Annotated in this window: 26 protein-coding genes; 21 read left to right on the top strand and 5 right to left on the bottom strand. The window is 76.7% G+C overall.

What is annotated here, in order from left to right; all coding sequences use genetic code 11:
• Positions 1-58 precede the first annotated feature (58 nt).
• From PGN05_RS05490 to PGN05_RS05505, 4 genes are read left to right on the top strand one after another with little or no spacing between them, the layout of a single operon-like run.
• Positions 59-874, top strand: coding sequence for a lysophospholipid acyltransferase family protein (locus PGN05_RS05490; RefSeq protein WP_419751519.1), 816 nt, complete (start codon positions 59-61; stop codon positions 872-874).
• Positions 871-1,893, top strand: a complete 1,023-nt coding sequence (locus tag PGN05_RS05495; protein ID WP_419751520.1) for an NAD(P)H-dependent glycerol-3-phosphate dehydrogenase — start codon at positions 871-873, stop codon at positions 1,891-1,893. The genes PGN05_RS05490 and PGN05_RS05495 overlap by 4 nt, the downstream gene beginning before the upstream one ends.
• On the top strand, positions 1,893-3,023 hold the full coding sequence (locus PGN05_RS05500) for a cystathionine gamma-lyase (RefSeq protein WP_419751521.1): 1,131 nt from the start codon (positions 1,893-1,895) through the stop codon (positions 3,021-3,023). Before PGN05_RS05495 ends, PGN05_RS05500 begins: the two co-directional genes overlap by 1 nt.
• A complete protein-coding gene (locus PGN05_RS05505; RefSeq protein WP_419751522.1) occupies positions 3,020-4,678 on the top strand; it encodes a TIGR03767 family metallophosphoesterase in 1,659 nt (552 codons plus the stop codon). The genes PGN05_RS05500 and PGN05_RS05505 overlap by 4 nt, the downstream gene beginning before the upstream one ends.
• Positions 4,679-4,681: 3 nt before the next feature.
• Here PGN05_RS05505 and PGN05_RS05510 read toward each other — a convergent pair whose 3' ends face one another.
• Positions 4,682-5,470: a CDP-alcohol phosphatidyltransferase family protein gene (locus PGN05_RS05510; protein ID WP_419751523.1), complete on the bottom strand. Its 789-nt coding sequence runs from the start codon at positions 5,468-5,470 to the stop codon at positions 4,682-4,684.
• 91 nt (positions 5,471-5,561) lie between these two features.
• On the opposite strand from PGN05_RS05510, the gene PGN05_RS05515 reads away from it, so the two are divergent.
• Both PGN05_RS05515 and PGN05_RS05520 read left to right on the top strand, forming a co-directional pair.
• A complete protein-coding gene (locus PGN05_RS05515; protein WP_419751524.1) occupies positions 5,562-6,710 on the top strand; it encodes a D-alanine--D-alanine ligase family protein in 1,149 nt (382 codons plus the stop codon).
• Positions 6,707-7,348 carry a hypothetical protein gene (locus PGN05_RS05520; protein ID WP_419751525.1) on the top strand — a complete coding sequence of 214 codons (642 nt, stop codon included), beginning with the start codon at positions 6,707-6,709 and terminating at the stop codon, positions 7,346-7,348. Before PGN05_RS05515 ends, PGN05_RS05520 begins: the two co-directional genes overlap by 4 nt.
• Positions 7,349-7,353: 5 nt before the next feature.
• On the opposite strand, the gene PGN05_RS05525 is transcribed toward PGN05_RS05520, so the two are convergent.
• Both PGN05_RS05525 and PGN05_RS05530 read right to left on the bottom strand, forming a co-directional pair.
• Positions 7,354-7,986 carry a DUF3515 domain-containing protein gene (locus PGN05_RS05525; protein WP_419751526.1) on the bottom strand — a complete coding sequence of 211 codons (633 nt, stop codon included), beginning with the start codon at positions 7,984-7,986 and terminating at the stop codon, positions 7,354-7,356.
• Position 7,987: 1 nt separating this feature from the next.
• Entirely contained in the window at positions 7,988-8,221 is a 234-nt protein-coding gene (locus PGN05_RS05530; protein WP_135140864.1) for an Lrp/AsnC ligand binding domain-containing protein, read from the bottom strand.
• Between the two features lie 92 nt (positions 8,222-8,313).
• Here PGN05_RS05530 and PGN05_RS05535 point away from each other — a divergent pair, with 92 nt between their 5' ends.
• Genes PGN05_RS05535 through PGN05_RS05545 form a run of 3 tightly spaced genes read left to right on the top strand, consistent with a single transcriptional unit; the run spans position 8,314 to position 10,476 of the window.
• Entirely contained in the window at positions 8,314-9,354 is a 1,041-nt protein-coding gene (locus PGN05_RS05535) for a thiamine-phosphate kinase (protein WP_419751527.1), read from the top strand.
• Positions 9,338-9,862 carry a GNAT family N-acetyltransferase gene (locus tag PGN05_RS05540; RefSeq protein WP_419751528.1) on the top strand — a complete coding sequence of 175 codons (525 nt, stop codon included), beginning with the start codon at positions 9,338-9,340 and terminating at the stop codon, positions 9,860-9,862. The genes PGN05_RS05535 and PGN05_RS05540 overlap by 17 nt, the downstream gene beginning before the upstream one ends.
• Positions 9,850-10,476 carry an AAA family ATPase gene (locus tag PGN05_RS05545; protein ID WP_419751529.1) on the top strand — a complete coding sequence of 209 codons (627 nt, stop codon included), beginning with the start codon at positions 9,850-9,852 and terminating at the stop codon, positions 10,474-10,476. The genes PGN05_RS05540 and PGN05_RS05545 overlap by 13 nt, the downstream gene beginning before the upstream one ends.
• Positions 10,477-10,588: 112 nt before the next feature.
• Here PGN05_RS05545 and rpmB read toward each other — a convergent pair whose 3' ends face one another.
• Entirely contained in the window at positions 10,589-10,780 is a 192-nt protein-coding gene (gene rpmB, locus PGN05_RS05550) for a 50S ribosomal protein L28 (RefSeq protein ID WP_419751530.1), read from the bottom strand.
• 184 nt (positions 10,781-10,964) lie between these two features.
• Between rpmB and PGN05_RS05555 the strand changes: the two genes are divergently transcribed.
• From PGN05_RS05555 to smc, 12 genes are all read left to right on the top strand, one after another.
• Complete coding sequence (locus PGN05_RS05555) at positions 10,965-12,569, top strand: DAK2 domain-containing protein (protein ID WP_419751531.1); 1,605 nt, start codon at positions 10,965-10,967, stop codon at positions 12,567-12,569.
• Between the two features lie 11 nt (positions 12,570-12,580).
• A complete protein-coding gene (recG, locus tag PGN05_RS05560; protein WP_419751532.1) occupies positions 12,581-14,749 on the top strand; it encodes an ATP-dependent DNA helicase RecG in 2,169 nt (722 codons plus the stop codon).
• Positions 14,750-14,762: 13 nt separating this feature from the next.
• Positions 14,763-15,317, top strand: a complete 555-nt coding sequence (gene rsmD / locus PGN05_RS05565; protein WP_419751533.1) for a 16S rRNA (guanine(966)-N(2))-methyltransferase RsmD — start codon at positions 14,763-14,765, stop codon at positions 15,315-15,317.
• Entirely contained in the window at positions 15,314-15,796 is a 483-nt protein-coding gene (gene coaD, locus PGN05_RS05570) for a pantetheine-phosphate adenylyltransferase (RefSeq protein WP_419751534.1), read from the top strand. The genes rsmD and coaD overlap by 4 nt, the downstream gene beginning before the upstream one ends.
• Complete coding sequence (locus PGN05_RS05575; RefSeq protein WP_419751535.1) at positions 15,793-16,482, top strand: hypothetical protein; 690 nt, start codon at positions 15,793-15,795, stop codon at positions 16,480-16,482. The genes coaD and PGN05_RS05575 overlap by 4 nt, the downstream gene beginning before the upstream one ends.
• A 227-nt stretch (positions 16,483-16,709) precedes the next feature.
• On the top strand, positions 16,710-17,282 hold the full coding sequence (locus PGN05_RS05580; protein ID WP_419751536.1) for a YceD family protein: 573 nt from the start codon (positions 16,710-16,712) through the stop codon (positions 17,280-17,282).
• Positions 17,283-17,284: 2 nt separating this feature from the next.
• The gene (gene rpmF, locus PGN05_RS05585) at positions 17,285-17,464 is read left to right on the top strand and encodes a 50S ribosomal protein L32 (protein WP_419751537.1); all 180 of its coding nucleotides are present in this window, start codon (positions 17,285-17,287) and stop codon (positions 17,462-17,464) included.
• 14 nt (positions 17,465-17,478) lie between these two features.
• Entirely contained in the window at positions 17,479-18,267 is a 789-nt protein-coding gene (gene rnc, locus PGN05_RS05590) for a ribonuclease III (protein ID WP_419751538.1), read from the top strand.
• A gap of 6 nt (positions 18,268-18,273) precedes the next feature.
• Positions 18,274-19,152: a bifunctional DNA-formamidopyrimidine glycosylase/DNA-(apurinic or apyrimidinic site) lyase gene (mutM, locus tag PGN05_RS05595; protein ID WP_419751539.1), complete on the top strand. Its 879-nt coding sequence runs from the start codon at positions 18,274-18,276 to the stop codon at positions 19,150-19,152.
• A 16-nt stretch (positions 19,153-19,168) separates the two neighbouring features.
• Complete coding sequence (locus PGN05_RS05600) at positions 19,169-19,438, top strand: acylphosphatase (protein WP_419751540.1); 270 nt, start codon at positions 19,169-19,171, stop codon at positions 19,436-19,438.
• Positions 19,439-19,587: 149 nt separating this feature from the next.
• Positions 19,588-19,779 (top strand): hypothetical protein, encoded by a 192-nt coding sequence (locus PGN05_RS05605; protein ID WP_419751541.1) that lies wholly within the window; start codon positions 19,588-19,590, stop codon positions 19,777-19,779.
• 64 nt (positions 19,780-19,843) lie between these two features.
• On the top strand, positions 19,844-23,410 hold the full coding sequence (gene smc, locus PGN05_RS05610; RefSeq protein ID WP_419751542.1) for a chromosome segregation protein SMC: 3,567 nt from the start codon (positions 19,844-19,846) through the stop codon (positions 23,408-23,410).
• A 69-nt stretch (positions 23,411-23,479) separates the two neighbouring features.
• Here the strand turns inward: smc and PGN05_RS05615 are convergent, their stop codons facing one another.
• Positions 23,480-24,280, bottom strand: coding sequence for an endonuclease/exonuclease/phosphatase family protein (locus tag PGN05_RS05615; RefSeq protein ID WP_419751543.1), 801 nt, complete (start codon positions 24,278-24,280; stop codon positions 23,480-23,482).

Genomic DNA, 24,280 nt, shown 5'->3' on the forward strand with positions numbered 1-24,280 from the left:
GGGCGCAGATCCCATCCCGGTGCGCAGGGCCCCGGGAGTGGCAGGAGGGAGGGTGCCGGTGAGCCAGGACCGGTCCCCGGCGACCGGCGGCGCGCGCCCCGGGCGGACGCCGTCCAGGTGGCGCACCCGCCGGCCGTTCCCGCCGGCGCTGTGGCTGTGCTTCGTCGTCGTGTACCCGGTGGCCTCCCTCGTCTTCCGGCTGCGGTACCGGCACCCCGAGCGCTTCCCGCGCACCGGCCCGGTGATCGTGGTGGCCAACCACGTCTCCGTGCTCGACCCGCTGGCCTGCGCGCGGCTGGTCTGGGACTGCGGGCGGGTGCCGCACTTCCTCGCCAAGGCCGCTGTGTTCAGGGGGCTGGCCGGCCGCATCCTCCGGGCCGCCGGCCAGATCCCCGTGGCACGCGGCTCGGCGGAGGCGCGGAGGTCGCTGGCGGCGGCCCAGGCCGACCTGGCCGCGGGCAACGTCGTCGTCATCTACCCGGAGGGGTCGGTCACCCGCGACCCGGACTGGTGGCCGATGCAGGCCCGCACGGGCGTGGCCCGGCTGGCGCTGACCACGGAGGCCGTCGTCCTCCCGGTGGCCCAGTGGGGGCCGCAGCGGGTCCACGACTACCACGCCAAGAAGCTGCACCTGCGGCTGCGGACGCCGGCGGACTACCTGGTCGGCGAGCCGCTGGACCTCGAGGACCTGCGGGCGCAGGTGCGGGCCGGCCGGGCGCTCAGCGGCGACCTGCTGCGCGAGGTCACCGACCGCATGATGGGCGCCGTGCGCGACCAGCTGGCCGAGCTGCGGGGTGAGCCCGCCCCGGGGGGGTTCGCGCCGGGACCGGCCCACCCCCTGCCCGGGGACGACCGGCCCGGGAGCGCCGCGTGAGCGACCTCGGAGGCGGCGGGCACGGCACGCGGGCCGCCGTCCTGGGTGCCGGCTCGTGGGGCACCACCTTCGCCAAGGTGCTGGCCGACGCCGGCTGCGCGGTCGCGCTGCACGCCCGCCGTCCCGAGCTGGCCCGGGCGATCACCGAGACCCGCGAGAACCCCGACTACCTGCCGGGCATCCGGCTGCCGGACCGGCTGCGCGCCACGACCGACCCGGCGGAGGCGCTGCGGGGCGCCGACGTCGTCGTGCTCGCCGTCCCCTCGCAGTCGCTGCGCGCCAACCTCACCGAGTGGGCGCCGCTGCTGCCCTCCGACGCCGTCCTGCTGTCGCTCATGAAGGGCATCGAGCTGGGCAGCACCAAGCGGATGAGCCAGGTGATCTGCGAGATCACCGGCGCGGGCGAGGACCGGGTGGCGGCGCTGTCCGGGCCGAACCTGGCGCGCGAGATCGCCGAGGAGCAGCCGGCCGCGACCGTGATCGCCTGCTCCGACCCCTCGCGCGCCGGACAGCTGCAGGCCGCCTGCCACACCCCCTACTTCCGGCCCTACACCAACCCCGACCTGGTCGGCTGCGAGCTCGGCGGCGCGGTGAAGAACGTCATCGCCCTGGCCTGCGGGATCACCGAGGGCATGGGCTTCGGCGACAACACCCGGGCCTCGCTGATCACCCGCGGGTTGGCGGAGACCGCCCGGCTGGGGGTCGCCCTCGGCGCGGAGCTGACCACCTTCGCCGGCCTGGCCGGCCTCGGCGACCTGGTGGCCACCTGCAGCTCGCCGCTGTCGCGCAACCGGACGTTCGGGGAGCGGCTCGGCCGGGGCATGACGGTCGAGGAGGTGCAGCGGACCACCCGCCAGGTCGCCGAGGGGGTCAAGAGCTGCCGGCCGGTGCTCGACCTCGCCCGCGCGCACGGGGTGGACGTGCCCCTCACCGAGGCGGTGGTCCGGGTCTGCCACGACGGCGTCCCGGTGCCCCAGATCGTCAAGGAGATCATGTCCCGCGAAGCCAAGCCCGAGTGATGGACGCCAGCTGGGGCGACGGCACCCGGTCGGTGCGCGCCGGCGAGCCGGCCCCCGTGCCGGGCGCGCCGCTGCGGCCCTCGCCGGTGTTCGCCGCCCCCTACCACCTCGGCGACCAGCCGCCCCGCGCCGGCGGCGCCGACGCCTACGCCCGCACCGAGCACCCCACGTTCCGGGTCCTGGAGGCGGCGGTCGGGGAGCTCGACGGCGGCCGCTGCCTGTCCTTCGCCACCGGGATGGCCGCCATCGGCGCCGCGGTCCTGGCCGTCGCCGGGGCGGGCGACCGGGTGGTGCTGCCCTCCGACGGCTACTACACGACCCGGCTGCTGGCGCGTGAGGAGCTCGAGCGGTTCGGCGTCCGGGTGGAGTACGTCGCCACCCCCGAGATCGAGGCGGTCGCGGCCCGCGGCGACCTCGCCGGCGCCCGGCTGGTGCTGATCGAGACGCCCAGCAACCCGCAGCTCGACGTCTGCGACATCGCCGCCGTCGCCCGCGCCACCCGGGCGGCCGGCGCCGTGCTGGCCGTCGACAACACCACGGCCACGCCGCTGGGGCAGCGGCCGCTGGAGCTCGGCGCCGACCTCACCCTGGGCAGCGACACCAAGGCCCTGACCGGCCACAGCGACCTGCTGCTCGGGCACGTGAGCACGACCCACGACGAGCTGTACGCCCGCGTCAAGGCCTTCCGCGACTCCACCGGGAGTGTCCCGGGGCCGTTCGAGGCGTGGCTCGGGCACCGGTCGATGAGCACCCTGGACCTGCGGCTGGCCCGCCAGGCGGCCACCGCCGCGGCCGTGGCCGAGCTGCTGGCCACCCACCCGTCGGTGACCGGGGTGCGGTGGCCGTGGCGCCCCGGCGACCCGTCGCACGCGCTCGCCACGCGGCAGATGCTGCGCCCCAACGGCGTGGTCTCCGCCGAGCTGGCCGACGAGGCGGCGGTGTCGACGTTGCTCGGGGCGTGCCGGCTGTGGACGGCGGCGACCAGCTTCGGCGGTGTGCACAGCACCCTGGACCGGCGCGCGCAGTGGGGCGGCGACGCCGTGCCCGCCGGGTTCGTGCGGCTCTCCTGCGGCATCGAGGACACCGCCGACCTCGTCGCCGACCTCGGCACCGCGCTCGACGCGCTGTGAGCCGGACCACCCTGGAGCGGGTGCTCGGCGCCGGGCCCGTGCTGGGCCGCGGGCGGGACACCGACTACCACGCGCTGGCCTGGTCCGCCGGCGAGCCGCACCGGGCCCGCCGCGACCTGGTCGACCCGTCGTGGAAGCCCCCGCGCACCGGCGTCCGGGCCCTGGCCTGCCTCGCGCACGTCACCGACCTGCAGCTGGCCGACGTGTGCTCCCCGGCGCGCTTCGAGTTCTTCAACGGGCACTTCACCGACCCGCGGATGCGCGCGCTGGTGCCGATGCACCGGCCCCAGGAGGCGATCACCGCGCACGCCATCGACGCGCTGGTCCGGACGCTCAACGGGATCTCCGGCGGCCCGCGCACCGGCTCCCCCGTGCAGGTCGTGCTGACCACCGGCGACGCCATCGACAACGCCCAGTGGAACGAGCTGGAGCTGCTGCTGTCCATCCTCGGCGGGGGGCGGGTGTCCCCCGGGGCGGGGCTGACCGCCTACGACGGGGTGCAGGCCGCCGGCTGGCCGCACGACCTGTTCTGGCGGCCGGAGTGCGACGGCGGGGGAGAGCCCGATCTCTACCGGTCGCGGCACGGCTTCCCCGACCGGCCGGGGCTGCTGGCCGCGGCGTTCGCCTCGTTCACCGCCGAGGGGCTGCGGCTGCCGTGGCTGGGCTGCCACGGCAACCACGAGGCGCTCATCCAGGGCGTCGGCGTCCCCACCCCGGCGCTGCAGGGGCTGCTGCTGGCCGACCGCAAGCCGGTGGAGCTGGCCCCCGACGTGCCGCTGGACGACGCCCTGCGGCTGTTCACGCACTCCTCGGAGGTCTTCACCACCGCCGGTGCGCGCACCGTCACGCCGCTGGCCGCCCGGCGGTTCATCGACCGCCGCGACTTCGTGGCCGCCCACCTGGCCGACGGGGGGCTGCCGGCCGGGCACGGGTTCACCGAGGACAACCTCCGGGACGGCACGGCCTACTACGCCTGGGACGGCCTGCCCGGCATCCGGGTGCTCTGCCTGGACACCACCCGGGTCACCGGCGGCGGCGACGGCTCGCTGGACGCCGAGCAGGGCCGCTGGCTGGCCGACCGGCTGGCCGAGGTCTCCTCGTCCCACCTCGCGCCCGACGGCACCCGGGTGGTCACCGGCAACGAGGACCGGCTGGTCGTCGTCATCTCCCACCACGGCTCGAGCACGCTGGCCCGCCACGACCCCTTCCGGCCCCCTTCCGCGGCCGGCGCCGGCGACCTCGGCGGCCCGGAGCTGGTCGCCCTGCTGCACCGGTTCCCCAACGTCGTCCTGTGGCTCAACGGGCACACCCACGTCAGCGAGGTCCGCCCCTGGGGCTCGCCCGCGGAGCCCGGCCGCGGCTTCTGGGAGGTCACCACCTGCGCGGTCGTCGACTGGCCGGGGCAGGCGCGGCTGATCGAGTTCCTCGACAACGGCGACGGCACGCTGTCGCTGGTCTGCACCATGGTCGACCACGACAGCCCCGCCCGGCCGCCGGACCCCCTGGACCCCGCCTCCCGCGCGCCGGCCGCCCTGGCCTCGCTGCACCGCGAGCTGTCGGCCAACGTGCCGTGGGCGGGCCTGGCCGCCGGGCTGGCCGGCGGGCCGGGCGACCGCAACGTCGAGCTGGTGCTGCGCAGCCCCTTCCGGGGATGACCGTCAGGCCGGCCCGTCCTCCCGCCCGCTGCGGGCCGCCTGCCGCCTCCGGTGCGCCGCCCGGGCGGTCAGCCAGCCGCTGACCCCCAGGTAGTAGACGAGGTAGGACAGCGACAGCCCGACGACCACCGGGTGGGGATCGGGGTACTGCACGAGCAGCACCGCGTAGGTGGCGAACCAGACCGCGGTCAGCAGCAGGCTCACGCCCTGCAGCGCGAGGGTGCGCGACGGGTACAGGTAGCGCACCGGCACGAACACGAGCACGGCGAAGACGACGACGAAGGCGGCCACGGCGCCGGGCGGCACGTCGAGCACGACGGCGTAGAAGGCCACCACGTTCCAGTAGCTGGGGAAGCCCAGGAAGGTGTTGTCGTCGGTCTTCGCGTCCACCCGGCAGAACTGGTAGCAGGAGGCCAGCAGCGGCAGCGCGGCCACGATCCAGCCGATCGCCCCGGACGGCAGCGAGCCCGTGGTCCACAGCAGGACGACGGGCGCGAAGACGTAGGTCAGGTAGTCGACGATGTCGTCGAGCCGCGCGCCGTCGAACCAGGGGATCGTCTCCTTGACCCGCGCCCAGCGGGCCAGCATCCCGTCGGTGCCGTCGACGACGAGCGCGGCCAGGCCCAGCCACAGGGCGGTGACCGCGTCCCCGTCGACGGCGGCCAGCACGATCAGCAGCGCGAGCACCGAGCCGGTGGCGGTGTAGACGTGCACCGCCGCCCCGGCCAGCCGCCGCGAGCGGGGGGTGTCGGAACGCCTCCCCTGGGGCGGGGCCGCCACGTTGTCGTGCATCGGGTGGAGGCTGCCACACCGGAGGCCGGACGGCGCCGCGGCCCGCCCGTCGCCGGGGCGCCCGGAGGAGGCTCCACTAGTGTCGGCCGCGATGAGCGGACAGCCCGGCACGCTGCGCGTCGCCGTCGTCTTCGGCGGCCGCAGCGTCGAACACCCCATCTCCTGCGTCTCCGCCGGAGCGGTCCTCGCGGCACTCGACCCCGACCGGTACGAGGTGGTGCCCGTCGGCATCACCCGTGCGGGCGGGTGGGTGCTGCCCGACCCCGGCCTGCGCCTGGAGATCGTCGACGGCGCGCTGCCGGAGGTCACCGGCGGAACGCCCGTGACGCTGGTGGGCGACCCCTCCGGGCGGGGGCTGCTGCCCCTGGCCGGCGGCCCGCTGGTGGAGGTGGACGTCGTCTTCCCCGTCCTGCACGGCGCGCACGGCGAGGACGGCACCATCCAGGGGCTGCTGGAGATGAGCGGGCTGCCCTACGTGGGCTCCGGCGTCCTCGCCAGTGCGGCGTCGATGGACAAGGAGTTCACCAAGAAGCTGCTCGCCGCCGCCGGCCTGCCGCAGGGCGACCACGTCGTCCTCCGGGACGCCGCCGGCGCGCTGTCGGCCGACCCCGGCGTGCTCGACGCCGCCACCCGCGACCGGCTGGGGCTGCCGGTGTTCGTCAAGCCCTCCCGGGCCGGGTCGAGCATCGGCATCAGCCGGGTCACCGACTGGGTGCAGTTCCCCGAGGCGGTGGCCACGGCAGCGGCGGTGGACCCCAAGGTGGTCGTGGAGGCCGCCGTCCCGGGGCGGGAGATCGAGTGCGGCGTGCTGGCCGGTCCGGGCGGCGGCCTGCCCGAGGCCAGCCTGCCGGCCGAGATCCGGCTGCGCCCGGGCACCGACTGGTACGACTTCACCGCCAAGTACCTCGAGGACGCCGCCGACTTCGACGTCCCCGCGGACCTCACGCCGGAGCAGACCCGGGCGGTCCGGGAGACCGCGTGCCGGGCCTACCTGGCGATGGACTGCCAGGGCCTGGCGCGGGTCGACTTCTTCCTCGGCACCGGCCCGGACGGCGAGGACCGGCTGGTGGTCAACGAGGTGAACACCATGCCCGGCTTCACCCCGATCTCGATGTACCCGCGGATGTGGGCGGCCACGGGGGTGACCTCGGCGCAGGTGGTGGACCGGCTCGTCGAGGCCGCCGTGGCGACCTCCCGGCCGGCGCAGGACCCAGCGCTCGACGGCGGCGCGCGGGCGTGAGCCGGCGGGTCGCGGCGGCGGCGCTGCTGGCCGTCCTGCCCGGCCTGACCGCCTGCACGACGTCGGTCGAGGGCACCGCCGCGGCCGCGGCCGCGGACCCCACCCCGGCCTCCGCCCAGGCGCTGGAGGAGCTGCTGGTCACCGAGGTGCCCTCCGGGCTGCCCCGGGTGCCCGACGAGCACCTCACGCCGCCCGCGGGGGAGAAGTCCGCCGACGACGTCGCCGAGTACGCCGACGACCCGGACCGCGAGCGTTCGGTGCTGGCCGCCTACGGCTACCGCTACGGCTGGGAGCGCTTCTGGAGCTCGGGGTCGGGCCCGCTGACCAGCGTCTTCGTCGACCAGTTCGACACCCGCGCCGGCGCCGGGGACTACGCCCGCGACCTGGCCGAGAACGACGCCGAGTTCTACGACGGCGTCCTGCGCGACCAGCCGCCGCACCTGCCCGGCGGCTGCCGGCTGCTCACCGTCGAGCAGGCCGCCCCCGACAGCGGGCTGGACGGCCCGGCGGCGTTCGCCTGGTGCGGGCACGGGGTCTTCAGCGTGGGCGTGGTGGCCGTGGCCGAGTCGGTCTCGGCGGCCTCCGACGAGGTGCACGCCGTGGTCGCGGCCCAGCTGGAGCGGCTGCCGCCGTCCTGAGCGGCTCAGCCCCCGGGCCGGACCTCCTGCACGGGCAGGGTGTCGTTGATCACCGGGCCGAGCGCGGTGACCGGGGCGCTGTCGGTGTCGGCCGAGACGGTCACCTGCACGTACACCGGGCGGTCGACGGCGGTCCAGACGATCGCGCCGGGGTCGTCGGTGTCGACCAGCCAGTTGACGCCGTTGATCTGGATGAGCGGGGAGGTCGGCTCGAGGCCGGCCGGGCGGTCGACGCCGCAGACCAGCACGATCGGCGGCTCACCCCAGGCGTAGGCGAACGGGGAGTCCGACTCCACCCGGCGGGAGGGCTCGCCGGCGAGCTCCAGCGGCAGCGCGGCGACGAGCGCCGGGCAGGCGGCCTCGGCCTCCGGGGTCACCGGGGGGACCGCGACCGGCAGCGGCGGCAGGTCGGCCCGCTGCGGGACGGGGGCGCCCTCGACGTCGGCGACCGGGTCGTCCGCGCCGCCCGGCGCGCCGTCGTCCCCGACCACCCGCACCAGCACCAGCAGGACGACGACGACCGGCAGCACGACGGCGGTCACCCACAGGGCGGCGCGCCGCAGCGGGTCGTCCGGCCGCCGTCCCCCGGCCGGCTGCCCCGGGGCCGCGGCGTCGACCGGGCGGTCCTCGGTCAGCAACTCAGATGTTGACGACGGGGCAGGTCAGCGTGCGGGTGATCCCGTCGACCGACTGCACCCGGGCCACGACCAGCCGCCCGAGCTCGTCGACGGTCTCCGCCTCGGCCCGCACGATGACGTCGTAGGGGCCGGTGACGTCCTCGGCCTTGGTGACGCCCGAGATCTGGCTGATCGTCGACGCGACCTGGGCGGCCTTGCCGACCTCGGTCTGGATGAGGATGTAGGCGTGGACCACGGGAGACCTTTCCTCGGGCAGCGCCGCCGGTGCGGCGCCGGCGCCGGTGGGCGGACAGTTCGGCAACCTACCTCAGCGGCGGGGGGGAACCGATGACTCGTCCTCGACCGCTGGTGCCGCGGGAGGACCCGGCCGACAGCGTGCGGGTCGTCGGCGAGTTCGGCGTCATCGCCCGGGTCCTCGCCCGGGCCGGCAGCGCCCGGGTGTCCGTCGTGGGGCCCGGGGACGACGCCGCCGTCCTGCGGGCTCCCGACGGGCGCGTGGTGGCGACCACCGACGTGCTCGTCGAGGGGCGGCACTTCCGGCGCGACTGGTCCTCGCCCGAGGACGTCGGCCACAAGGCGGCGGCGGCCAACCTCGCCGACGTCGCCGCTATGGGCGGCGTCGCGACCGCGCTGCTGGTCGGGCTGGCCTGCCCGCCGGAGACCTCCACCACCTGGCTGGAGGGCGTCGCGGCCGGCCTGGCCGCCGAGTGCGCGCCGCTGGGCGCGGCCGTGGTCGGCGGGGACACCGTGGCCGCCGCGCCCGACAGCGGCGCCGTCGTCCTCTCCGTGACCGCGCTGGGCGACCTCGGGGGGCGGGCGCCGGTGCTGCGCTCGGGGGCGCGCCGGGGCGACGTGGTGGCGCTGGCCGGCCGGCTCGGCTGGTCGGCGTGCGGGCTGGCGGTGCTGCGCCGCGGCTTCACGAGCCCGGCGGCGGCGGTGGCCGCGCACCGGCGTCCCGCCCCGCCCTACGCGGCCGGGCCGGCCGCCGCCGAGGCGGGGGCGACGGCGATGTGCGACGTCAGCGACGGCCTGCTCGCCGACGCCGGCCACCTCGCCGCCGACAGCGGCGTGCGCGTCGACCTCGACCGGGCCGCGCTGGTCCGGGCCACGCTCGAGCCGCCGGGACCGCTGCAGCAGGTGGCCGCGGCGCTCGGTGGGGACCCGCTGGCCTGGGTGCTCACCGGCGGGGAGGACCACGCGCTGCTCGCCACCTTCCCCGCCGGGGCGCCGCTGCCATGGGGCTGGACGGCGATCGGCGCGGTGCGGGCCGCGGACGGGTCGCCGGGGGTGCTGGTCGACGGGCAGCCGGCCGACGCCGTCGCCGCGGCCCTGGGCGCGGAGGGGACCGGCCATGTCCACTTCCGCTGAGCCGCGGCTGGCCGACGGGCGGCCCGTCGTCCTGCGCGCGGTGCCCTACGACGACGAGGTGGCCCGCGCGCTGATCGCCCGCGTGCAGCAGGAGTACGTCGTCCGCTACGGAGGTCCCGACGGGGCCGTCGTCGACCCCGCCGAGTTCGCGCCGCCGGCCGGCCTGTTCCTGGTCGCCGAGGTGGACGGCCGGCCGGCCGGCTGCGGGGCGTGGCGCGTGCACGCCCCCGGGACCGTGGAGGTCAAGCGCGTCTACGTCGAGCCGGCCGTCCGCCGGCAGGGCCTGGCGGAGCTGGTGATGGCCGCGCTGGAGGACAGCGCCGCCGCGGCCGGGCACCGCCGGGTCGTCCTCAACACGGGGGACCGGCAGCCCGAGGCGCTGGCGCTCTACGCGGCGCTGGGCTACACACCGGTGCCCGGGTACGGCATCTACGCGCAGGCGCCGGGGGCGGTCTTCCTGGGCCGGGACCTGCCGGTGGAGGGGAGGGAGCGGGCATGGGCGTCGTGACGATCTCGGCCTCGTACGGGGCCGGGGGCGCCGAGGTGGGCCGGGCGGCGGCCGAGCAGCTCGGCCTGGACTTCCACGACCGGGCGATCCCGGCGCAGGTGGCGGGGCGCCTGGGGGTGTCCCTCGCGGACGCCGAGGCCAACGACGAGCGCGTGGCCCGCGGACTGTGGCGGGTCGTCGCGTCGCTGGGCACGATGCCCGACCCGGTGGGCGGCGTGGTGCCGATGACCCCGCAGCCCGACGAGCGGGCGTTCCGGCAGCAGACCGAACGAGTCGTCCGCGAGATCGCCGACGGTGCGGGCGGGGTGGTGCTCGGGCGGGCGGCCGCGATCGTGCTGGGGGACCGGCCCGACGCGCTGCACGTCCGCCTCGACGGTCCGCGGGATCGGCGGCTGAGCGCGATGGTGGTCCGCACCGGGCGGCCGGCGGAGGAGCTCCGGCGGGACCAGGAGGCCAACGACGCGGCCCGCGAGGGGTACGTGCGGCACTTCTACCGGCGGGACCCCGCCGCGGCCGGGAACTACCACCTGGTGGTCGACAGCACGGCCCTGCCGCTCGACGCGGTGGTCGAGCTGGTCGTCTCGGCGGCCCGGGCCCGCGGGCTCGGCCGCTGATCCCGGCGCACGCGAAGGACCCCGGAGGTCGGGTGACCTCCGGGGTCCGTCACGAACCGTCGGCCCCGTCCTCAGCCCCTCGACGAGCGGTGGGGAGGACGGGGGTCCGCTGCTAGGCGCGGGTGATCTTGCCGGCGCGGATGCACGAGGTGCAGGCGTTGATCCGGCGACGGTTGCCGGGGGCGACGAGCGCCCGCACGGACTGGATGTTCGGGTTCCAACGGCGCGGCGTGCGGCGGTGCGAGTGCGACACCGACATACCGAAACCGGGCCCCTTGCCACAGACATCGCACACGGCAGCCACGGCGGATCACTCCCAGAGAATCGTTCAGACAAGGCGGCGCGCAGAAGCGCCCGCGTACAGACCGTCCGTCAGTCTAGCCGTTCCCGCGCGAGGCCGTCGGCCGGGCCGGGACCGCGGCTGCCCACTGGGCGGCGCGGCCGCTCGCGGACCGGGCCGTGTCGCAGCGGCTGGGTACCCTCCGCCCGTGCTGACGGCGCTCGACGACGCCGCGGTCGGTCGATGGTGCCGGGCCGCGGTCACGGCCCTGTCCGGGTCCCGGACCCGCCTCGACGAGCTCAACGTGTTCCCCGTCCCCGACGGCGACACCGGGACCAACCTGCTGCTCACGGCCGAGGCGGCGCTGGCGGCCCTGGACGCGGGCGCGGCGGGCGGCGAGTCGGCGTGGCAGCTGCTGGCCCGCGGCGCGGTCCTGGGCGCCCGAGGGAACTCCGGCACGATCCTCGCCCAGCTGCTGCGTGGCCTCTCCGACCAGCTGGCCGACTCGCCGCCGGCCGACGGGCCCTCGTTCGCCGCCGCGCTGCAGAAGGCCGCCGACACCGCCTACACCGCGGTCGCCGACCCCGAGGAGGGGACCTTCCTCACCGTGGCGCGGGCCGGGGGGGAGGCCGCGGTGGCCGCGGCGGCCGGCGACCGGACGGCGCTGGCCGACGTCGTCGGGGCGGCGGCCGACGGCGCCCGCGCGGCGCTCGAGGCGACCCCCGGCCAGCTCGCCGTGCTGCGCGACGCCGGGGTGGTCGACGCCGGCGGAGCCGGGCTGTGCCTGGTCCTCGACGCGCTGGTCACCACCGTCACCGGCGTCGAGCCGGCCCGCCCGCCGCTGGTCCGCCGGCCCGCCCGCCCGCACGAGTCCGCGGCCGACGTCCCGCACCAGCCGCCGGCCGGCCCCGGCAGCGAGGTCCAGTACCTGCTCGCCGGCAGCGACGACGCGGCGGTGACCCGGCTGCACGACCGGCTCGCCGCGCTCGGCGACAGCCTCGTCGTCGTCGGGGTCGACACCCCGACCGGCCGCGAGTGGAACGTCCACGTGCACACCTCCGACGTCGGGGCCGCCATCGAGGCGGGCATCGACGCCGGCCGGCCGTACCGGATCTCGGTCACGCCGCTGGCGCCGGTCCGGCCGCCGGCGCCGGTCGCCGGGGAGCGGGCGGTCGTCGCGATCGTCCCCGGCGACGGGCTGGTGCAGCTGTTCGCGGGTGAGGGCGCGCGGGTGCTGTCCCGCGGTCCCGAGGGCGTCACCGAGGACGCGGTGCTCGCCGAGCTCATCGGGTCGGGCGCGGCCGACGTCGTCGTCCTGCCCAACGACCCGGAGCTGACCGGAGTCGCCGCCCGGGCCGCCGAGCGGGCGCGTGAGGAGGGCCGCGAGGTCGCCGTCGTCCCGACCCGGTCCCCGGTGCAGGGGCTGGCCGCCCTCGCCGTCGCCGACCCCTCGCGGCGCTTCCACGACGACGTCATCGCCATGGCCGAGGCCGCGGCGGCGACCCGCTGGGCCGAGGTGGCCGTGGCCGAGCAGGAGGCGCTGACCAGCGCCGGGCGGTGCCGGCCCGGCGACGTCCTCGGCTCGGCGGAGGGCGACGTCGTGCTGATCGGCAGCGACCCCGCCGCGGTGTGCTGCGACCTGCTGGACCGGATGCTGTCGGCCGGCGGCGAGCTGGTGACGCTGGTCGTCGGGCCCGACGCCCCCCTGGGGGACGCGGTCTGCCGGCACCTGTCGGCCGTCCACCCGACCGTGGAGGTGGCCCGCTACGACGGCGGGCCCGGCGGGGTGCCGCTCCAGGTGGGGGTGGAGTGATGGCCGTCGACATGGCGACTCGGCTCGACCGCGTCCTCGGGGCGAAGACCGCCAAGGCCATGGCCGAGCAGCTGTCCCTGCACACCGTCCGCGACCTGCTGCGGCACTATCCGCGCAGGTACGCCCGCCGCGGGGAGATGACCAAGCTCGAGGACCTCCAGGTCGGCGACCGGGTGACCGTCCTCGCCCAGGTGCGCAAGGTGACGACGCGGAAGATGCGCAACCGGCCCGGCTCCCTCACCGAGGTGACCGTCGGCGACGGTGCGAACTCGATGCAGCTGGTCTTCTTCAACCGCAGGCACGCCAACCTCCAGGAGGGCGCCTGGGGCCTGTTCGCCGGCACCGTCGGTGAGTGGCGCAACAGCAAGCAGTTCGCCCACCCCGACTGCCACCTCATGACCGGCGACGACGACGAGGACTGGGCGCGCGCCCTCATCCCGCTGTACCCGGCCACCAAGGACGTCTCGAGCTGGGTCGTCCAGCGCTCGGTGAAGCTGCTGCTCGACGCCGCCGGCGGGTTCGGCTTCGTCGACGACCCGCTGCCCGAGGAGATGCGCGCCCGCCATGGCCTGCCGAGCCTGGCGGCGGCGCTGCTCGACATCCACCGCCCCACCTCGGCCGAGGACGTCGAGCACGCCGAGCACCGGCTGAAGTGGGACGAGGCGCTCACCCTCCAGCTCACCCTGGCCGCACGCCGGAAGGCCGCCGCACTCGAGCCCGGCATCGCTCGGCCCCCGCGGCCGGGCGGCCTGCTCGACGCCGTCGACGCCGCGCTGCCGTTCGCGCTCACCGAGGGCCAGCGCGAGGTGGGGGAGGAGCTGGCGGCCGAGCTGGCCCGGGAGCAGCCGATGCACCGCCTGCTGCAGGGCGAGGTCGGCTCCGGCAAGACCGTCGTGGCGCTGCGGGCCATGGCGCAGGTGGTCGACGCCGGCGGCCAGGCCGCGCTGCTGGCGCCCACCGAGGTGCTCGCCGCCCAGCACGCCCGGAGCATCCGCGCGCTGCTCGGGCCGCTGGGCCGCGCCGGTGAGCTGGACGGGGCGCTGGAGGGCACCCGAATCGTGCTGCTCACCGGCTCGCAGAAGGCCGCCGCCCGGCGCGAGGCCCGCGCCGCGGTCGCCGACGGCAGCGCCGGCATCGTCGTCGGCACCCACGCCCTCCTGCAGGAGGGCGTCGACTTCGCCGACCTCGGGCTGGTCGTCGTCGACGAGCAGCACCGCTTCGGCGTCGAGCAGCGCGACGCGCTGCGGGCCAAGGGGAACCGGCCGCCGCACGTGCTGGTCATGACCGCCACGCCCATCCCGCGCACCGTCGCCATGACCGTCTACGGCGACCTGGAGACCTCCACGCTGCGGCAGCTGCCCAGCGGCCGCGGCGGGGTGGCCAGCTCCGTGGTGCCCGTACGGGAGAAGCCCGGCTGGGTCGACCGCGCCTGGGAGCGGCTGCGCGAGGAGGTGGCGGCCGGGCGGCAGGCCTACGTCGTCTGCCCGCGCATCGGCGAGGACGCCGGCGCCGAGGAGGAGCCCGACGACGCCGACGGCGCACCCGCGGACGACGCTCCCGACCGCCGTCCGCCCCTGGCCGTGATCGACGTCGCCGAGGCCCTGAGCGCCGGACCGCTGGCCGGGCTGCGCCTGGAGGTGCTGCACGGCCGACTCGCCCCGGAGGCGAAGGAGGCCACCATGCGGGCCTTCGCCGCCCGCGAGATCGACGTCCTCGTCGCCACCACGGTCGTGGAGGTGGGCGTCGACGTCCCCAACGCCACCGTCATGGTGGTCATGGACGCCGACCGGTTCGGCGTCAGCCAGCTGCACCAGCTGCGCGGCCGGGTCGCCCGCGGCAAGCACCCGGGGTTGTGCCTGCTGGTGAGCGAGGCCGCCACCTCGTCGGCCACCGGCCAGCGGCTGGCCGCGGTGGCGTCCACCTCCGACGGCTTCGAGCTGGCCCGCCTGGACCTCGAGACGCGCCGGGAGGGCGACGTGCTCGGCGCCGCCCAGTCCGGCCGGCGGTCGACGATCAAGCTGCTCTCGCTGCTCGAGGACGAGGAGCTCATCGCCGAGGCGCGGGCGGAGGCCACCGCGCTGCTGGCCACCGAACGCGGTCTGGCCGACCACCCGGGCCTGGCCATGGAGGTCGCCGCGCTGGCCACCGACGAGCGCGCCGAGTACCTCGAGAAGGCGTGAGGGAGGCGGGCGGGTGACGCGGCTCATCTCCGGGCTCGCCGGCGGACGGCGGCTCGCGGTGCCGCCCTCGGGTGTCCGCCCGACCGGGGACCGGGCGCGGGAGGGGCTGTTCAACAGCCTCTCGACGCTGCTCGACCTCGAGGGCGCCGCCGTCCTCGACCTCTACGCGGGCTCCGGCGCCCTCGGCCTGGAGGCGCTCAGCCGCGGGGCGCAGCAGGTGGTGTTCGTCGAGTCGGGGCCGCGCGTGCTGCCGGTGTTGAAGGCCAACCTGGCCACCGTCGGCCTGCCCGGCGGCCGGGTGGTCGCCGGCTCGGTGCCCACCGTGGTCGCGGGGCGGCCGCCGGCCCGCTTCGACCTGGTGCTCGCCGACCCGCCCTACGCCACGCCCGTCGCCGAGGTCCTCGGCGTGCTCCAGGCGCTGGTCACGGGGGAGTGGCTGGCCGAGGAGGCCGTGCTGGTGGTGGAGCGGTCCAGCCGCGAGGAGCCGTGGGAGTGGCCGACACCCCTGCACGGAGTGCGCGACCGCCGCTACGGGGAGGCCGTGCTCCGGTACGGTCGCTCTCCGTGAGGCGAGCGGTCTGCCCCGGGTCGTTCGACCCGGTGACCAACGGGCACGTCGACGTCATCGAGCGGGCGGCGGCGCTGTACGACGAGCTGGTCGTCGCCGTCCTGGTCAACCCCGGCAAGGCGGGGCTGTTCTCCGTCGACGAGCGCATGGAGCTGCTCCGCGACGCGGTCGCCGAGCTGCCCAACGTCACCGTCGACAGCTTCCAGGGGCTGCTGGTCGACTACTGCCGCAGGACCGACATCCCGGTGATCGTCAAGGGGCTGCGGGCGGTCGGCGACTTCGAGTACGAGCTGCAGATGGCGCAGATGAACCGCGAGCTGGCCGGCATCGAGACGCTGTTCGTGCCCACGGCGCCGCAGGTCGGGCACCTGTCCTCGAGCCTGGTCAAGCAGATCGCCACCTTCGGTGGGGACGTCTCCACCCTCGTGCCCAAGGCCGTCCACGAGCGGCTTCTCGCCCACCGGGAGCAGCGCTCATGACGGAGGTCGTGTACCGGCTGTACGAGACCGTCGACGAGCTCAGCACGGTCATCGAGAACGCCCGCAACGTGCCGATGTCCGGCGGCTCCTGCATGGTGCCCCGCGACGTCCTGCTCGACCTGCTCGACGACCTGCGCGAGAACCTCCCCGAGGACGTGCACAAGGCCGGGGCCATCGTCGAGCAGCGCACCGAGATCCTGCAGCAGGCGCAGGCCGAGGCCGAGCGGCTGACCGGCCGCACCCGCAGCGAGAGCGAGCAGGTGGTGGTGGCGGCCCGCCGGCAGCGCGAGGAGATCCTCGGCACCGCCCGCCGGCAGCGCGACGACCTGCTGGCCCGCGCGCAGGCCGAGGCCGAGGACCTGCTCGCGCAGGCCGAGGAGGAGGCCGCGCGCATCGTCGAGGAGGCCAGCCAGCACCGCGAGGCGCTGATCGCCGACGCGCAGGCCCAGCACGCCGAGATCCTGGCCGCCGGACAGGCCGAGCACGAGCGGCTGGTCAGCGAGACCGAGGTCTACCGCGGCGCGGTGAGCCGCGCCGACGAGCTCGGCGCCCAGACGGTCGCCGACGTCACCCGGATGCGCGCCGAGGTCGACGACTACGTCGACACCCGGCTGGCCGACTTCGGCACCACGCTGGAGCGGATGCTGCGCTCGGTGGAGAAGGCCCGCTCCACGCTGCGGGAGTAGGAGGACCCCCTGCCCCCCGGGGGTGGCGGTCGCCACCTGCTCGGGCCGGACGGCGGGGGACGGGCATCGGGTAGGCTTGTCATCCGGTCCGACTGCCGGGGTCCCCGCACCCCGGCCGGCCCCCTCCCCAGCTGCCTACCGCGAGTACTGACATGTCTTCCGCACCGCCGCCCCGTCCAGGCGCCGCGTCTCACGAGGCGCGGCGTCCCGCTGCCGACCCCTGGCGCGTGGACCTGCGCGAACTCGGCCGCCGGGCCGGGTCCCTGCAGGAGCTGGAGCGCACCATCGCGGCGCCGGGGGACTGGCGGGTGGAGCTCATCGGCGTCCCCGAGGGCGCCGAGGTCCGGCTGCGGCTGCGGCTGGAGTCGGTGATGGAGGGCGTGCTGGTCTCCGGGGACGTCCAGGTGCCCCTGGTCGGCTCGTGCGCCCGCTGCCTCGAGCCGATCGAGGACACCCTCGACCTCGACGTGCAGGAGCTGTTCGCCTACGCCGGCAGCACCACCGAGGCCACCAGCGAGGAGGACGAGGTCCGCACCGTCGAGGGCGACCACCTCGACCTCCAGCCGATGGTCCGCGACCTCGTCGTCCTGAGCCTGCCGCTGGCGCCGACCTGCGACGAGGACTGCGCCGGGCTCTGCGTCGACTGTGGGCAGCGGCTCGACGACCTGCCGGCCGACCACTCCCACGAGGTGCTCGACCCGCGTTGGGCCGGCCTGGCGCAGCGCTTCGGCGCCTCGCCGGCCGGCCGACTCACCTCCGCACCGGGTACTCCCGGTGCGGACAACCCAGAGGAGAACTGACCGTGGCCGTCCCGAAGCGGAAGATGTCCCGCGCCAACACCCGCGCCCGGCGCTCGCAGTGGAAGGCGTCCGCGCCCACCCTCTCGCCGTGCCCGAACCGCGCCTGCGGCCAGCTGAAGCCCCCGCACCAGGCGTGCCCCAACTGCGGCCAGCACCACGGCCGTCAGGTCCTGTCGGTCTGATCCGGGAACCCGCCGTGGGGACGCCGCCGGCCGGGACCCCGCCCACTCCGGGCGGGCCGCCCCGGCGTTCCCCGGCCGGCGCGGCCCACGCCGACCGCGCGGCCGCCTGGCTCTCCGACGCCCTCGGCGTCGAGCTGCCCGGCGGCCTGCTGGCGTTGGCGCTGACCCACCGGTCCTTCGCCTACGAGAACGGGGGGCTGCCGACCAACGAGCGCCTGGAGTTCCTCGGCGACTCGGTGCTCGGCCTGGTGGTCACCGACGAGCTGTACCGGCGCCACCCCGACCTGCCGGAGGGGCGGCTGGCCAAGCTGCGCGCCTCCGTGGTCAACATGACCTCACTGGCCGGCGTGGCCCGCCGTCTGGGCGCCGGCGGGCTCGGCGCGCACCTGCTCCTGGGGCGCGGCGAGGAGACCACCGGCGGCCGGGAGAAGGACTCGATCCTCGCCGACGCACTCGAGGCGCTGATCGGCGCGGTGCACGTCGGGCTCGGCCTCGACGCCGCCGGCGCGATCGTCCACCGGCTGTTCGACCCCCTGCTCGACCAGGCGGCCACCCGGGGCGCGGGCCTGGACTGGAAGACCAGCCTGCAGGAGCTGGGTGCCGCGAGGGGGCTGGGCGCACCGAACTACGTGGTGGAGGACGACGGCCCCGACCACGCCAAGACCTTCACCGCCGCGGTCGTCCTCGGCGACGAGGTCCGCGGACGCGGCACCGGACGCACCAAGAAGGCCGCCGAGCAGGAGGCCGCCGAGGCCGCCTGGCACGCGCTGTCGGCGCCCGAGCCCGCGCCCGCCGGGAGCTGACCGGCCGTGCCCGAGCTGCCCGAGGTCGAGGTGGTCCGGCGCGGCCTCGCGCAGTGGGTCGCCGGCCGCACCGTCGCCACCGTGGACGTGCACCACCCCCGCGCCGTCCGCCGGCACCTCGAGGGCACCGAGCACTTCGTGCACGAGCTGACCGGCCGGACGGTCGCCGACGCGCGGCGACGCGGCAAGTACCTGTGGCTGCCGCTCACCGAGACCGACGGCACGCCCACCGGCCGGGCGCTCGTCGCGCACCTCGGCATGAGCGGGCAGCTGCTGGTCGAGAAGCCGTCGGCGCCGGACGAGACGCACCTGCGCGCCCGGTTCACCTTCACCGACGGCGGCCGCGAGCTGCGGTTCGTCGACCAGCGCACGTTCGGCGGGCTGGCCGTGGAGCCGGCCGCCCAGGACGGGGGGCTGCCGCCACGCCTGGCGCACATCGCCATCGACCCCCTCGAGGACTCCTTCGACGCTGACGCGTTCACCGCGGCGCTGCGCCGCCGGCGCACCGAGGTCAAGCGCGCGCTGCTGGACCAGACGCTGATCGGCGGGGTCGGCAACATCTACGCCGACGAGGCGCTGTGGCGGGCCCGGCTGCACGGCACCCGGCCCACCGACCGGCTGACCCGCGCGCAGGTGGCCGACCTGCTCGACGGCGTCCGCGACGTGCTCGGGGAGGCGCTCGCGCAGGGCGGGACCTCCTTCGACTCCCTCTACGTCGACGTCAACGGCCAGAGCGGCTACTTCTCCCGGTTCCTCGCCGTCTACGGCCAGGCCGACCGGCCCTGCCCGCGCTGCGGGACGCCGATCGTGCGCGAGTCCTTCATGAACCGCTCCAGCTACAGCTGCCCGCGCTGCCAGCCGCGGCCGAGAGCGCGGCGCTCGTGACGAGAGCCCGCCGGTCGTGACGCGACGGGTGGTCGCCCTCGTGTCCGGCGCCGTCCAGGGGGTCGGCTACCGCTGGTTCGTCCGCGGGCGGGCGGAGGCCGCACGCCTGGCCGGCTCGGCGACCAACCTGCCCGACGGTCGCGTCGAGGTGGTCCTCGAGGGGCCCGACGACGCGGTCGCCGGCGTCCTGGCCGACCTGGACGGCCCGGCCGCGCCGGGAGCCGTGCAGCGCGTCGACGTGCGCGACGAGCCAGAACGCGGGGGACGCGGCTTCACCACGGCGTGACGAAGGTGACACACGCCCGACACGGCAGGTCTGCAGTGTGGCCGTTGACCTGCGTGTCCAGGCCTGTCACCCTGGGAACACCCAGACCGCGCCGACCGTCGTACGGGGCGCAGGTCACCTCCTCAACGCAGCGAAAGGCCGTTGTCACCATGGCCAAGGCCCTGTTCGGTCACGTCGTCGCCCCCGCGGAGCTCCGAGTAGCCGAGGAGAACGCGGTTCTGCGGGCCAAGGTGCGCCGGCTGGAGCAGGAACTGCAGGAGCTGCGCGCGCAGCGCGACGCGGCCATCGCCCACGAGCTGCTCAGCATGGCCGGCGAGAACGCCGAGCCGGCGCTCGCCTGATCGAGGACCCCCTGCCCCCCGCCACTCGCACGCTCGCGGCGGGGCCCTGCAGGGGGCCGTCTCCATGCACCTGTCGAGCCTGACGCTGAAGGGCTTCAAGTCCTTCGCGTCTGCGACGACCCTGCGCCTCGAGCCGGGGATCACCGCCGTCGTCGGCCCCAACGGCTCGGGCAAGTCCAACGTCGTCGACGCCATCGCCTGGGTCCTGGGCGAGCAGGGCGCGAAGAGCCTGCGCGGCGGCAAGATGGAGGACGTCATCTTCGCCGGCACCGCCGGCCGCGCGGCCCTGGGTCGCGCCGAGGTCACCCTCACCATCGACAACGCCGACGGCGCCCTGCCGATCGACTACACCGAGGTGTCGATCACCCGCCGCATGTACCGCTCCGGGGAGAGCGAGTACGAGATCAACGGCGACAAGGTCCGGCTGCTCGACGTCCAGGAGCTGCTCAGCGACTCCGGCATCGGCCGCGAGATGCACGTCATCGTCGGCCAGGGGCAGCTCGACGCCGTCCTGTCCGGGCGCCCCGAGGACCGGCGGGCCTTCGTCGAGGAGGCCGCCGGCGTCCTCAAGCACCGCAAGCGCAAGGAGAAGGCGCTCCGCAAGCTCGAGGCGATGCAGGCCAACCTCGACCGGCTCGCGGACCTCACCGCCGAGTTGCGCCGCCAGCTCAAGCCGCTGGGCCGGCAGGCCGAGGTGGCCCGCCGGGCCGCCGGCGTCCAGGCCGACCTGCGCGACGCCCGGCTGCGGCTGCTCGCCGACGACCTCGTGCGGCTGCGCGACGCGCTGGACCGGGACGTCGCCGACGAGGCCGCCGCCCGCCGCCGCCGTGCGGTCGTCGAGGCCCAGCTCGGCGAGGCCGCGCGGCGTGAGTCCGGGCTCGAGGCCCAGCTCGCCGCCTCCGCGCCGCTGCTCGGCACCGCACAGGACACCTGGTACCGGCTGTCGGCGCTGACCGAGCGGTTCCGCGGCATCGCGCAGCTGGCCGCCGAGCGGCACCGGCACCTGTCGGTCGCCCCCACCGCGACCGCCGCCGGCCGGGACCCCGACCAGCTGGAGGCCGAGGCGGACCGCATCGCCGCCACCGAGGCCGAGCTCGCCGCCGGGCTCGAGGCGGAGCGGGGCCGGCTGGCCGCCGCCGTCACCGCCCGCACCGAGCTGGAGGCCGCCCTCGCCGCCGCCGAGCGGGCCTGGGTGGCCGCCGCGCGGGCGCTCGCCGACCGCCGGGAGGGCCTCGCCCGGCTCTCCGGCCAGGTCGCCGCTGCGCGCTCCCGCGTCGGGGCCGGCGAGGCGGAGATCGAGCGGCTCGCGCTGGCCGCCGGCGAGGCGACGGACCGCGCCGAGGTCGCCGCCGAGCGGCTGGCCGCGCGCCGCGCGGAGGTCGCCGACGCCGAGGACGCCGACGTCTCCCTGGTCACCGCGCACCAGGACGCCGTCGCCGCGCACACCGAGGCGGCGCGGGCGGTGACCGAGCTGACCGCGGCCGAGCGTGCCGCCGAGCGCGACCGCGCCTCCTGGCAGGCCCGCCGCGACGCCCTCGCGCTCGGCCTGGCGCCCGCCGACGGCGCCGCCGCGGTGCTCGGTGCCGGCCTGCCCGGCGTGCTGGGGCCGGTGGCCGAGCGGATCGCCGTCGCGCCCGGGGCCGAGCTCGCCGTGGCCGCCGTCCTCGGCGGCATGGCCGACGCCGTCGTCGTGTCCGGGGTGGCGGAGGCGGCCGCGGCCCTGCGCAGCCTGCGCGAGGGCTCGGCCGGCCGGGCCGGGCTGCTGGTGACCGCTGGGCTGCCGGCCCTCCCGCGGGACGGCTGGCCGGAGCTGCCGGGCGGCGTCTCCTGGGCGCTGGACCTGGTCACCGCCCCCGGCGAGCTGGGCCCGGCGCTGGCCCGCGCGCTCGACCGGGTCGCCGTCGTCCCCGACCTGGACGCCGCCGTGGCGCTGGTCGGCACCCACCCGCGGGTCCGTGCGGTCACCACCGACGGGGACCTCGTCGGGGCCGACTGGGCCGTCGGCGGCTCCGCGGACGCGCCGTCGGGCCTGGAGGTGCGGGCCCGGGTGGACGAGGCGGAGCGGGAGTTGACCGGCGCCGTCACGCGGGCCGCCGAACTCGCCGACCGGCTGACCGCCGCGCGCGAGACCGCCCGCGCCCGGTCGGCCGACGTCGACGCGGCGCTGGCCGCGCGCCAGGCCGCCGACCGCAGCCGCTCCGCGGTCGCCGCGCAGCTGGCCGAGCTGGGCGCCGCCGCCCGGTCCGCCGCGGCCGAGGCCGAGCGGTCCGCGGCCGCCCGGGTGCGTGCCGAGCAGGCGCTGGAGCAGGCGCAGACGGCCCTCGCCGGACTGGAGGAGCGGCTGGCCGAGGCCGAGGCCGCGCCGGTCGAGGAGGAGCCCGACCCCGCCGAGCGCGACCGGCTGCGGCTGGAGACCGCCGCCGCCCGCCAGGGGGAGACCGAGGCGCGGCTGGCCGTCCGCACCGCCGAGGAGCGGGCCCGCGCCCTCGCCGGGCGGGCCGAGTCGCTCCGCCGACAGGCCCGCCAGGAGCGCGCGGCACGGGAACAGGCGGCCGCCGCCCGGCTGGCCCGCGAGCGCGGCGCACGGGTCGCGGCGCGGGTGCGGGCCGGCGCCGACGCGGCGCTCACCGCGCTGGCCGGGTCGCTGACCCGCGCCGCCGCCGAGCGGGACGAGCTGACGCGGGTACGCAGCGCCCGCGAGGCCGAGCTGCTCGAGGTCCGGGCCGCGGTGCGGGCCGCCACCGCCGAGCAGGAGCGGCTGACCGACGAGGTGCACCGCGACGAGGTCGCCCGCGCCGAGCAGCGATACCGCATCGAGGCGCTCGAGGCGCGTGCCGCCGAGGAGTACGGCGTCGACCTGCCGACCCTGCTGGCCGAGTACGGCCCGGGTGCGCCGGTGCCGCCCACCCCCGCCCAGGTCGCGGCCGCCGAGGCGGCGGGCGAGCCCGAGCCGGAGCCGGTGCCCTACGACCGCGCCGCGCAGGAGCGCCGGGCCGCGCAGGCCGAGCGCGACCTCGCCACGCTGGGCAAGGTCAACCCACTGGCGCTGGAGGAGTTCGCCGCGCTGGAGGAGCGGCACGGGTTCCTCGCCACCCAGCTGGAGGACCTCAAGGCCACCCGCCGCGACCTGCTGACCGTCGTCCGCGAGGTCGACGAGCGCATCCACGACGTCTTCGCCTCGGCGTTCGCCGACGTGCAGCGGGAGTTCGAGCAGGTCTTCGCGACCCTCTTCCCCGGCGGCTCGGGCCGGCTGTACCTCACCGATCCCGAGGACATGCTGACCACGGGGGTCGAGGTGGAGGCGCGGCCGCCGGGCAAGAAGGTGAAGCGGCTGTCGCTGCTGTCGGGCGGGGAGCGCTCGCTGACCGCCGTCGCCATGCTGGTGGCGATCTTCCGCGCCCGGCCCTCGCCGTTCTACGTGCTCGACGAGGTCGAGGCCGCCCTCGACGACGTCAACCTCGGCCGGCTGCTGACCCTCGTGGAGCAGCTGCGCTCGACCTCGCAGCTCATCGTCATCACGCACCAGAAGCGGACGATGGAGATCGCCGACGCCCTCTACGGCGTGAGCATGCGCGGCGACGGGATCACCGGGGTCATCAGCCAGCGCCTCCGCGAGGCCGAGCCCGCCTAGCGGCCCAGGCACAGGAGGCCATACCCGCGTCGGGGCGCCGAGGACGCGGGGAGAGCCTCCTGTACCCGTTCACACGCCGGAGGCGACCTCGAGGTCGACCACCAGCGGGAGGTGGTCGGAGGCGCCGGCGCCGTCGAGGACGTGCGCTCCGGTCACGCCCACCCCCGCCGTCACCCACACCTGGTCGATCCGGCGGTGCGGGTGCCGCGCCGGGTGGGTGAGCCCCTCCTCGCGCTGCCAGAACCGCCAGCCGGACCGGTCCTCGCGCCCGGGGGCCACCTCCCACGCGTCGGTGAACCGCTCCCGGAGCAGGTCGAGCTCGCCCGCGTCCGGGTCGGCGTTCAGGTCACCCACGAGGACGCCGGTCGCCATCGGGTCGGTGTGCAGCTCCGCCAGCGCCGCGATCTGGGCGGTGCGGTCCTCCACCGGGCGGGTGCTCAGGTGCGTCGTCGTCACCCACAGCGTGCCCCCGTCGAGCTCCAGCATCGTGCGCAGGGCGCTGCGCGGCTCGCCGCTCCCCGGCAGCGGGTGGACGTCGCTGACCAGGATCGGCAGCCGCGACAGCAGCGCGTTGCCGTACTGGCGGCGCCGGTCGGTGTCCGGCCGCTCCTCGTCGATGGCCGGCCCCCACGCCAGCTGCATGTCCAGGGCCCGCGAGAGCAGCAGCGCCTGGTCGACGTCCTCGCTGCGCCCGCCGAAGTACCGGTCGACCTCCTGCAGGCAGATGACGTCGGCGTCCGCCGCGGCCAGCACCTTGGCCAGCCGCGGCAGGTCGTGCCGGCCGTCGTCCCCGACGCCGTGGTGGGTGTTGAACGTGATCAGGCGGACGGGGATCGGCGGCTGGCCGGGGCCGGGGGCGGGTCGCGTCAC

It is taken from the genome of Geodermatophilus sp. CPCC 206100 (assembly GCF_048569675.1).
Taxonomy (GTDB): Bacteria; Actinomycetota; Actinomycetes; order Mycobacteriales; family Geodermatophilaceae; genus Geodermatophilus.